The sequence below is a fragment of the Pseudonocardia sp. genome (genome assembly GCF_025965585.1).
Lineage (GTDB): Bacteria > Actinomycetota > Actinomycetes > Mycobacteriales > Pseudonocardiaceae > Pseudonocardia.
The window spans coordinates 1-9,375 of record NZ_JAOPWR010000282.1 but is presented as its reverse complement, the minus strand read 5'-3'; the positions used below and the strand labels follow the sequence as shown (position 1 = coordinate 9,375).

The window sequence follows — 9,375 nt, the reverse complement described above, 5'->3', positions numbered from 1 at the left end:
GCGGGGCGCAGGCCGTCCAGCAGCAGCGCGAGGTAGCGACGGCGGTCGGCGCCCACGGGGTCGCGGTCGTGCACCGTGGCCAGCGCCATCACCACCACGGCGGCGAGGTCGCGGGCTACCAGCTCGGGCCGCACGAGCCCGGCGGCGAGGGCCCGGTGGAGCACGCGGTCCATGGAGCTGAACCAGCCCTCCACGAGGTCCACGTCGACGGCGCCCGCCTCGTGGGCCAGCTTGAGCACCACGCGATGGGTCGTGAAGGACTCCAGCACCGCCTCCAGCGTGCCCACGAGATCCCGCCACGGCTCGTCGGTGACGACGGCCGCGGCGGGTTCGATCTCGGTGGTGAACACGTGCTCGACGACCGCGCGCACGAGCTGCTCCCGGTTGCGGAAGCGCCGGTACAGGGTGGCCACGCCGACGCCCGCGCGCCGCGCGACCTCCTCCAGCGCCACGCTCGCGCCGAGCTCCTCGAACGCGACGCCGGCTGCCACCACGATGCGCTCGTGGTTGCGCACCGCGTCCATGCGCAGCGCCCGCCCGGCGGTCATCCGCGCACGTTAGCTCACTCGATGATGCGCAGTGCTCCCGACGGACAGAGCGAAACGGCCTCACGCGCCTTGTCCGCGTCGGCCCCGTCCGGCTCCTCGACGAGGACCACGACGATGCCGTCGTCGTCCTGGTCGAAGACGGTGTCCGAGGTGCCCACGCACAGCCCGGCCCCGATGCACGTGTCGCGATCGGCGGCGATCTTCATTCGGATTCCTCCTGTGGATGTCGTCTGGGTCACCAGGTGACGGGCAACGAGTGCAGCCCGTAGATGAAGTGGAACGCACGGAACGGGATCTCGTCGAACGGGAGCGCCGACGCGAGGCCCGGGAACCTGCGCAGCAGCGCCGGGAAGGCGATCCGCATCTCCATCCGGGCCAGGGGTGCGCCGAGGCAGTGGTGCACGCCGTGGCCGAACGCGAGGTGGCCCATCGCGCCACGCGTGACGTCGAGCCGGTCGGGCTCGTCGATGAACGACGGGTCCCGGTTCGCCGACGGCAGGGCGCACAGCACGAGCTCACCGGCCGGGATGGTCTGCCCGGCGAGCTCGACCTCCTGCGTGGTGGTCCGCGCGACCCCCGTGTGCACGATCGACAGCCACCGCATCAGCTCCTCGACGGCCGGGACGACCGCGTCGGGGTCGTCCCGGACGAGCGCGAGCTGGTCGGGATGGCGCAACAGCGCGAGGGTGCCGAGGCCCAGCATGTTCGACGTCGTCTCGTGCCCCGCGATCAGCAGCAGCGAGGAGATGCCGGCGAGCTCGTCGTCGGTCATCTCGTGGCCGTGCTCGCGCACCAGCATGCCGAGCATGTCCTCGCCGGGGTCGGCCTTGGCCCGGGCGACCAGGCTTTCCATGTACTCCCGGCCCTCCCGCTGCAGCGCGAGGCGCTCGTCCATCGGGATCGACATGTCGAGCTGGCGCGCCGTGCGCTTCTGGAACTCGTCCCGGTCGGAGTAGGGCACGCCGAGCAGCTCGCAGATCACCAGCGAGGGGATCGGCAGCGCGAAAGCGGGCACCAGGTCGGCGGGGCTGCCCGCGGCCTCCATCGCGTCCAGGTGCTCCTCGACGATCTCGACGATCCGCGGCTCCAGCCGCTTCATCCGCCGGACGGTGAACTCCGGCGTGAGGAAGCGGCGCAGGCGCGTGTGGTCCGGCGGGTCGGTGGCGAGCATCTGCCCGGCCATCGCGCGGCGCCTCTCCTCCTCGGTGCGGGTGTCGCCCGGCAGGGAGCGGGCCATCATGCCGGCGTTGCTGAACCGGGTGGCGTCCGCGAGCACGTCGCGCACGTCGTCGTGCCGCGCGACGAGCCACGCGGGCATCCCGAACGTCGACGTGACGCGGCGGATGCCCTCCTCCTCGCGGACCTCAGCCAACTCGGCGACGGGATCGAAGTGGTCGCGTCGCATGTGCAGCGGCAGAGCTGGTGGTGCCTGGGTCATCGTGTGTCCTTCCCCGACGGTGGCGACGAGCACGACGCTACCATCGAAGTGAGAGTCGACTCTCAGTTAGGACGAAGCGGTCGAACCTCGCAGGTGCTCGTCGAAGAAGCGGAGGATGCGCGTCCAGGCGTCCTCGGACGACGGGCCGTGGTAGCCGAGCCCCGCCACCTTCATGAGCACCGACAAGGGCCCCACGTTGAGCCGGTTCATGAACGAGTGCCCGGCGTCGGGGTACTCCTTCACGTCGTGCACGACGCCTGCCGTGGTCAGGGCCGTCTCCAGCTCGGCCGCAGCACCCCTGAAGCCGCGGTCCTTCGCTCCGTAGCTGGCCACGACCGGGCACGCGCCGCGCAGCACGGTCGCGGCCTCCTTGGGCACCATGCCGTAGTTCGGCGCCGACACGTCGAAGTCACGGGTGGACGCGAGCAGCGCGAACCCGCCGCCCATGCAGAACCCGATGATCCCGACCTTCCCCGTGCAGTCCGCCCGGCCGACGAGCCAGCTGCGGACGGCCTCGATGTCGCCGAACGCCGGACCCTGCCCGCTCGTCATGGCCGCGAACGTCGAACGCAGGCAGCGCAGTGCCCCGCCCGCGGTGAACATGTCGGGGGCGACAGCGAGGTAGCCGGCGGCGGCGAGCCGCTCGGCCTGCAGGCGGGTGTCGTCGTCGAGGCCGAACGCCTCGTGGATCACCACGACGCCGGGCCACGGGCCCTCGCCGACCGGCGGGACGGCGAGGTGGGCACGCAGCTCGGGTGCGGTGACGCCGCCGGGAACGGTGATGGCAGGCACGGGGATTCCTCCTGGGTGGACGCGGGCGGGGAGCGTGATCCGCAGTCTGCCGCGTGGCCGTGGGGGGCGCAGGGCACCATGGTCACCATGGGCAAGTGGGTGGCCGCGGTGCTGGCGCTCGTCGTGGTCGCCGCGGTGGTCGTGGCCGTGGTGGTGCTACGGCCGTTCGCTTCGCCGGGGTGTTCGGCGGCGAGCGACGGCACTGCCGACATGACCATCGAGCAGGCGGACAACGCCGCCACCATCGCCGGCGTCGGGTTCGCGATGGGCATGCCCGACCACGCCGTCACCGTTGCGCTGGCCACCGCACTGCAGGAGTCGGGGCTGCGCAACCTCGACGGCGGCGACCGCGACTCGGCGGGTCTGTTCCAGCAGCGCCCGAGCCAGGGCTGGGGCACGTACGCGCAGGTCACCGACCCCGTGCATGCCACCACCGCGTTCTACGACAAGCTCCGCAGCGAGCCGGACTGGACCGCGATGAGCGTCACCGGTGCCGCCCAGCTGGTGCAGCGCTCGGCGGCACCGGAGGCCTACGCGCGGTGGGAGCCGATGGCCCGGGCCGTGGCGTCGGCGTTCACCGGCGAGGAGCCCGCTGCGCTCAGCTGCCACGGCGTGACGCCCACCGTGCCCGGCGCCGACGTGGTGACGCTGGCCGCACACGAGCTCGGAACGGCCCGGCTCAGCGGCCCGCAGCCGCAGGCCCGCGGCTGGGCCATCGCCACCTGGCTGGTGGCCCACGCGGCGCGGCTCGGGCTCGACACCGTCACGTTCGACGGGGAGACGTGGACGGCGTCGTCGGGCGACTGGAGCACCCGAGGTGCCCCGGACGGGGTCCTCTCCCTGCACCGCGCCGCCTCGGCCACCTGAGCCTGGACCCTCCCGCGGGGGGAGGGTCCACAGTTGTGCCCATGCGCGCGGGGCTCACGATCGGCGGCTTCTCCCGGATCACCCATATCAGCGTGCGGACGCTGCGCCGCTACCACGAGGCCGGGCTCCTGGAGCCGGCCGAGGTCGACCCGTCCAGCGGCTACCGCTACTACGCGCTCGAGCAGGTGCCGACGGCCCAGGTGATCCGCCGGTTCCGGGACCTCGACATGCCCGTCCGCGAGGTCGGCGAGGTGCTCGCCGCCCCTGACGCCGACACCCGCAGCGCCCTGATCGCCGCGCATCTGGGCCGGCTCGAGGACCAGCTCGCGCAGACCCGCGCCGCTGTGACGTCACTGCGGCGGCTGCTGCAGCCGGCGGCACCGCCGCTCGCGGTGGAGCTGCGCGCGGAACCGGAGCGGACCGTCGCGGCGATCCGGGCCACCGTCGACCACGGCGACGTGCTCGGCTGGTACGCCGGGGCGATGGCCGAGCTCGACGCCGTCCTGCTCGCCCGGCAGCGGCCACCGACCGGCCCGCCCTGCGGGCTGTACGACAACGCGCTGTTCACCGACGAGCGCGGCGACGCCGTCGTCTTCGTCCCGGTCGCCGATCCCCCGGCCGCCGGGCGCGTCCGGCCGTTCGTCGTGGCCGCGGCGGAGCTCGCCGTGACCGTGCACCGCGGGCCGCACGACGACATCGACGTCACCTACGGCGCGCTCGGTACCCATGTCGTCGAGAACGCGCTCGCGCTGGCCGGGCCCGTGCACGAGACCTACCTCGTCGGGCCCCGCGACACCACCGACACCACCGCCTGGCGCACCGAGATCGGCTGGCCGGTGTTCCCGATCACGAGTGGGTCACGGGCCGGGTCCCCCGACCACCACCCGTAGCCGACCGTTCGTCGAGATCATGCCCGAACGGCCCTGGCGGGTCGGCGGCATTGCTGCATTCGTCCCAATCCGAGCCCCGCTCGTGGCGAAAACTCGTCCGGTCGTCGCACTGCGCGGCGTGGCGCTCGCATCCGCGATCACGGAATGGTTACGGTCCCTGGGCCTGATCGGCACGAGAGAAGTCGGTCCGGTGCGCCTGGTCGGTCCTCGGGTTCCTGCCCGCCGACGCTCCCCACGGGCGCCGCCTCCCCAGGGCAGGAGCATGTACGTCCCGTTCCCCGACGGGTCGTCGTGCGCCCGGGACATAAAGGACGCTCCCCGATGGCCAAACACTGCGCTGCGCTCCCCGGCGCCGCGAACGAACTGCTCGGCAGCAGCACCGCCGAGCTCGCTACTGCTCTGCTGCAACGACTCGGCGAAGGCATCACCCCGCCCCGCGAGGGGCCGTCCCGCCGGCACGCCGCTCCGCTGCACGCCCCGCCGTCATACGCCCCGCAGCAGCGCACCCGCCGCCCGGGCATGCCCACTCGGATGCCCGGCCGCCCGGCACTGGCCGCGATGTCGGTGACCGCCGTCGGCGCGGTCGCTGCGATCGCCGCCACGGGCCAGTTCGCCGCTGTGGCGCCGGCGTCCGCCTCGATGTCGCTGAACGACCCGACGTCGACCACCAGCACGTTCCCCGCGGTCGGCCACCCGTCGGCGCCGGTGGCTCCGGCCGCTGCTGCCGCCGCCGCGGCCGCCGCACCGGCGGCGTCCCCCTTGGCCGCCGACCTGCAGCCGGTCAAGGTCTCCTCGATCGTCGACAGCGCCACCTCCGCCGCGAAGGTGCTGGCCGCCAAGGAGTCCACCATCCGCGCCGCCGCGCTGACCGTCCCCGCGCACGTGCCCGTCCCGGTCCCGGACGTGCCCGCGCCGACGATCTCGAAGGCGACCGGCGCCGCGGGCGCCGCGCTCAGCGCCGCGATGAGCAAGCTGGGCGTGCCCTACGTGTGGGGTGCCTCCGGTCCCACCGCGTTCGACTGCTCGGGGCTCGTGCAGTGGTCCTTCAAGCAGGCCGGGATCTCACTGCCCCGCACGGCATCGGCGCAGTCGACGGTGAGCGAGGCCGTGTCGAAGAGCCAACTGCAGCCCGGCGACCTGGTGTTCTTCTACACCCCGGTCAGCCATGTGGGCATTTACATCGGCGACGGCAAGGTCGTCAACGCCACGCAGTCCGGCGAGCCGGTGCAGATCAGCAACATCGCCTACATGCCGTTCCACAACGCGCGCCGGATCTGACCCAACCTGTCCACATCGCGGGACACTTGTTGCACGATGTGGACAGGTAGGTCGACGATCGGAGCATGCGCGCAGCGGAGGAGACCTACACCCACGGCCACGCCGAGAGCGTGCTGCGCTCGCACCTCTCGCGCACGGTCGCCAACTCCGCGGCGTACCTGGCCGAGCATCTGCGCCCCGGCGCCACGGTGCTCGACGTCGGCTGCGGGCCGGGCACGATCACCGTCGACATCGCGCGCCGGGTGGCCCCGGGATACGTCGTCGGCATCGAGCCGGTGCAGGCCCCGCTGGACGGTGCGCGGGCCCTCGCCACGGAGAGCGGCACCGGCAACGTCGAGTTCCGGATCGGCGACGTCTACGCGCTCGAGGCCCCCGACGGGGCGTACGACGTGGTGCACGCCCACCAGGTGCTCCAGCATCTGACGGACCCGGTGGCCGCACTGCGCGAGATGCTCCGCGTGTGCCGGCCCGGCGGAGTGGTGGCCGCCAGGGACGCCGACTACGCGGCGATGGCCTGGTACCCGGCCGATCCGCGGCTGGACCGCTGGTTGGAGATCTACCGCGCGGTCGCCCACGGCAACGGCGCCGAGCCCGATGCCGGACGTCGCCTGCTCGCGTGGGCCCGCGCCTCGGGGGCCGCGTCGGTCACGCCGTCGACCACTGTGTGGAGCTACGCCACCCCTGCCGAGCGCGCGTGGTGGGGCGGGCTGTGGGCCGACCGCATCCTCACCTCCGCGATCACGCAGCAGGCCGTGGACGGCGGCCACGCCACGCTCGACGAGCTCAGCGGGATCTCCACGGCCTGGCGGCGCTGGGCCGCCGACGAGGACGGCTGGTTCGCGATCCTCAACGGCGAGGTGCTGCTGCGGCCCGCCGGGTAGATCAGGCGGGCGGGTCGTCCAGCATCGTCTGGCTGGGCACGAAGAACAGCCCGCCGGTGAGTGGCGTGGAGTAGTCGAGGATGCGGTCGTGGCAGCCGGGCGGCTCGCCCACGAACATGCGGTGCAGCATCAGCTCGGTGACCTCCGGCGTGGCCGCGTAGCCGACGAAGTAGGTGCCGAACTCCCCCGCGCCGACCGTGCCGAACGGCATGTTGTCACGCACGATCTGCCGCTCGTCGCCGTTCTCGTCCTCGATGACGTTCGCCGTCAGGTGCGAGTCGGGCGGCCGGACGCCCTCGGGGATCTCGAGGTCGTCGAGCTTGCGGCGCCCGATCGTCATCTCCTGCGCCTCCACGCTCAGGGCGTTCCAGGCGTCCATGTCGTGCACGTACTTCTGAACGACCACATAGGAGCCGGCGCGGAAGTCCGGGTCCTCGTCGCCGACGAGCACGGCGGCGGCCGCATCGGCGCCCGTGGGGTTCTCGGTGCCGTCGACGAACCCGAGGAGGTCGCGCTGGTCGAAGTAGCGGAAGCCGTGCACCTCGTCCACGACGTGCGCGGCGCCGCGGAGCCGGTCGGCCACGAAGCGGGCGAGCTCGAAGCACATGTGCAGGCGGCCGGCACGGATGTGCAGCAGCAGGTCGCCGGGCGTGGACGGCGCGGTGTGGGTGGCGCCCGCGAAGACGGGCAGCGGATGCAGCTGTGCGGGCCGCGGACCGCCGAACAGGCGGTCCCACAGGTCCGACCCGATCCCGGTGACGCAGCTGAGGCCCTCCTCCGGGGCGCGGAAGCCCGCCGACCGCGTCAGGCCCGCCAGGTCGGGGAGCAGGTCGCGCACCGCGGCCTCACCGCCCTCGTCCACCACGAGCGAGAGGAACACCGCGCTGTCGCTGAGCCCGGTGAGCACCGCCTGGGGCTGGGGGTCGTCGGGCATGAGGTCATCCTCTTCCTGCTCCCGCCGGGCCTGCGACCGGCACCGCCGCCGCGGATGAGGCCTTCGTAACTGGCCGGCAACAGCACGCAACACAGGTGATTTCCGGGGGCAACGGTTCGGCAATCCCGCATCGCTTCACTGAATGGCATCGAACGCACGCCACACCCCTGAGCGAGGCGACACATGTCCGGCACCCCCCCTATGTCTACCAACTGGCCCGACGGCACGGAGACCGTCCACCGCTCCGTCGTCGTGATCGGTGGCGGCCAGGCCGGCCTTTCGATGAGCTGGTGGCTGACGCACCGCGGCATCGACCACGTGGTGCTGGAGCGCGACAGGGTGGCCTCCGAGTGGCGCAACCGCCGCTGGGACTCCTTCTGCCTGGTCACCCCGAACTGGCAGTGCCGGCTACCGGGCTTCCCGTATCCGGGTGACGAGCCCGACGGCTTCATCCTCCGCGACGAGATCGTGCAGTACCTCGAGAAGTTCGTGGCCTCGTTCGACCCGCCGTTGATCGAGGGTGTCTCCGCCACCCGGCTGCGCGGCCGCTCCGACGGCACGTTCGAGATCCGCACCGACCGCGGCACGATCACCGCCGACCAGGTCGTCGTGGCCACCGGCCCGTACCAGGTGCCGCGCATCCCGCGGATGGCCGAGCGCATCACCGACCGGATCACGCAGCTGCACTCCTCGGCGTACAAGAACCCCGAGCAGCTCCCCGAGGGTGCCGTGCTCGTCGTCGGCACCGGCCAGTCGGGCTGCCAGATCGCCGAGGACCTGCACCTCGCGGGCCGCACCGTGCACCTGGCCACCGGCACCGCGCCGCGCGTCGCCCGCTGGTACCGCGGCCGCGACGTCGTCGCCTGGCTCGACGACATGGGCACCTACACCCGCGGCATCGACCAGTTCGACGACGCCGACGCGGTGCGGTTCCGCGCCAACCACTACGTCACCGGCCGCGACGGCGGGCACGACATCGACCTGCGCGCCTTCGCCGTGCAGGGCATGGCCCTGCACGGCCGCCTCACCGGCATCTCGAACGGGCGCCTCACCTTCGGGCCCGACCTGCGCTCCAACCTCGACAACGCCGACCAGGTCTCGGAGTCCATCAAGGACTCGATCGACGCGTACATCGAGAAGGCCGGGATCGACGCGCCGGTCGAGGACCGCTACGTCCCGGTGTGGGAGCCCGGCCCCGAGGCCGACGACCCCGCGGACCTGTCGCTGGAGGACGCCGGCATCACCACGGTCATCTGGAGCACCGGCTACGGCCGCGACGACCGCTGGGTCGAGCTGCCCATCTTCAACGGCCGCGGCTACCCCACCCACGACCGCGGCGTCACCAGCCAGCCGGGCCTGTACTTCATCGGCCTGCCCTGGCAGCACACCTGGGGCTCCGGCCGCTTCGCCGGCGTCGCCGCCGACGCCGAGCACCTGGCCAAGAAGATCGTGGCGACACGCCGCAGCGCCGTGGTCACGGGCCTGCACTGGCTGGCCGGCACGCCGCAGGAGACCTACCCCACCGACGACGACTGGTCCGCCCCGCGGACCGTCGCCTGATCCACCCGAACCCCTCCCCACCCATCCCTCCCACCCGTTGATCCCCCTATAAGGAGACACGTCGCATGGCCGACCTGACCGATCTCGAGAAGCAGTCCCTCGAGGAGATCGCCCACCCGTCGCTGCCCGAGGGCTCCACCATCTACGGCGGCACCAAGGTCTTCCCCGACTACCAGGCCGAGAACGG

General features: G+C 72.5%; 10 protein-coding genes. 5 read left to right on the top strand and 5 right to left on the bottom strand.

The genetic code is table 11. The features are described from left to right. The 4 genes from JWR81_RS17735 to JWR81_RS17720 form a co-directional block, all read right to left on the bottom strand. Nucleotides 1–548 (bottom strand): TetR/AcrR family transcriptional regulator (locus JWR81_RS17735; protein ID WP_297653552.1); only part of this gene is annotated, 548 nt, incomplete at its 3' end. 14 nt (nt 549–562) lie between these two features. Further along, nucleotides 563–754 (bottom strand): (4Fe-4S)-binding protein, encoded by a 192-nt coding sequence (locus JWR81_RS17730; RefSeq protein ID WP_297653551.1) that lies wholly within the window; start codon nt 752–754, stop codon nt 563–565. Between the two features lie 29 nt (nt 755–783). Beyond that, a complete protein-coding gene (locus tag JWR81_RS17725; RefSeq protein ID WP_297653545.1) occupies nt 784–1,986 on the bottom strand; it encodes a cytochrome P450 in 1,203 nt (400 codons plus the stop codon). A gap of 66 nt (nt 1,987–2,052) precedes the next feature. Beyond that, a complete protein-coding gene (locus tag JWR81_RS17720; protein ID WP_297653542.1) occupies nt 2,053–2,778 on the bottom strand; it encodes a dienelactone hydrolase family protein in 726 nt (241 codons plus the stop codon). Nucleotides 2,779–2,865: 87 nt separating this feature from the next. Here JWR81_RS17720 and JWR81_RS17715 point away from each other — a divergent pair, with 87 nt between their 5' ends. From JWR81_RS17715 to JWR81_RS17700, 4 genes are all read left to right on the top strand, one after another. Further along, entirely contained in the window at nt 2,866–3,645 is a 780-nt protein-coding gene (locus JWR81_RS17715; RefSeq protein ID WP_297653539.1) for a hypothetical protein, read from the top strand. 41 nt (nt 3,646–3,686) lie between these two features. Then, nucleotides 3,687–4,535 carry a MerR family transcriptional regulator gene (locus JWR81_RS17710; RefSeq protein ID WP_297653536.1) on the top strand — a complete coding sequence of 283 codons (849 nt, stop codon included), beginning with the start codon at nt 3,687–3,689 and terminating at the stop codon, nt 4,533–4,535. Nucleotides 4,536–4,856: 321 nt separating this feature from the next. Next, complete coding sequence (locus tag JWR81_RS17705; RefSeq protein ID WP_297653533.1) at nt 4,857–5,813, top strand: C40 family peptidase; 957 nt, start codon at nt 4,857–4,859, stop codon at nt 5,811–5,813. 65 nt (nt 5,814–5,878) lie between these two features. Beyond that, the gene (locus JWR81_RS17700; protein ID WP_297653529.1) at nt 5,879–6,694 is read left to right on the top strand and encodes a methyltransferase domain-containing protein; all 816 of its coding nucleotides are present in this window, start codon (nt 5,879–5,881) and stop codon (nt 6,692–6,694) included. A gap of 1 nt (nt 6,695) precedes the next feature. On the opposite strand, the gene JWR81_RS17695 is transcribed toward JWR81_RS17700, so the two are convergent. Continuing rightward, complete coding sequence (locus tag JWR81_RS17695) at nt 6,696–7,628, bottom strand: Dyp-type peroxidase (RefSeq protein WP_297653526.1); 933 nt, start codon at nt 7,626–7,628, stop codon at nt 6,696–6,698. Nucleotides 7,629–7,829: 201 nt separating this feature from the next. Between JWR81_RS17695 and JWR81_RS17690 the strand changes: the two genes are divergently transcribed. Next, nucleotides 7,830–9,188 (top strand): MSMEG_0569 family flavin-dependent oxidoreductase, encoded by a 1,359-nt coding sequence (locus JWR81_RS17690; RefSeq protein ID WP_297653523.1) that lies wholly within the window; start codon nt 7,830–7,832, stop codon nt 9,186–9,188. The last annotated feature ends 187 nt before the right edge of the window (nt 9,189–9,375 follow it).

Coding starts and splice junctions, on each gene's coding strand:
- JWR81_RS17730 (WP_297653551.1), bottom strand. CDS start 754: ATGAAGATCGCCGCCGATCGCGACACGTGCATCGGGGCCGGGCTGTGC.
- JWR81_RS17725 (WP_297653545.1), bottom strand. CDS start 1,986: ATGACCCAGGCACCACCAGCTCTGCCGCTGCACATGCGACGCGACCAC.
- JWR81_RS17715 (WP_297653539.1), top strand. CDS start 2,866: ATGGGCAAGTGGGTGGCCGCGGTGCTGGCGCTCGTCGTGGTCGCCGCG.
- JWR81_RS17710 (WP_297653536.1), top strand. CDS start 3,687: ATGCGCGCGGGGCTCACGATCGGCGGCTTCTCCCGGATCACCCATATC.
- JWR81_RS17705 (WP_297653533.1), top strand. CDS start 4,857: ATGGCCAAACACTGCGCTGCGCTCCCCGGCGCCGCGAACGAACTGCTC.
- JWR81_RS17700 (WP_297653529.1), top strand. CDS start 5,879: ATGCGCGCAGCGGAGGAGACCTACACCCACGGCCACGCCGAGAGCGTG.
- JWR81_RS17695 (WP_297653526.1), bottom strand. CDS start 7,628: ATGCCCGACGACCCCCAGCCCCAGGCGGTGCTCACCGGGCTCAGCGAC.
- JWR81_RS17690 (WP_297653523.1), top strand. CDS start 7,830: ATGTCTACCAACTGGCCCGACGGCACGGAGACCGTCCACCGCTCCGTC.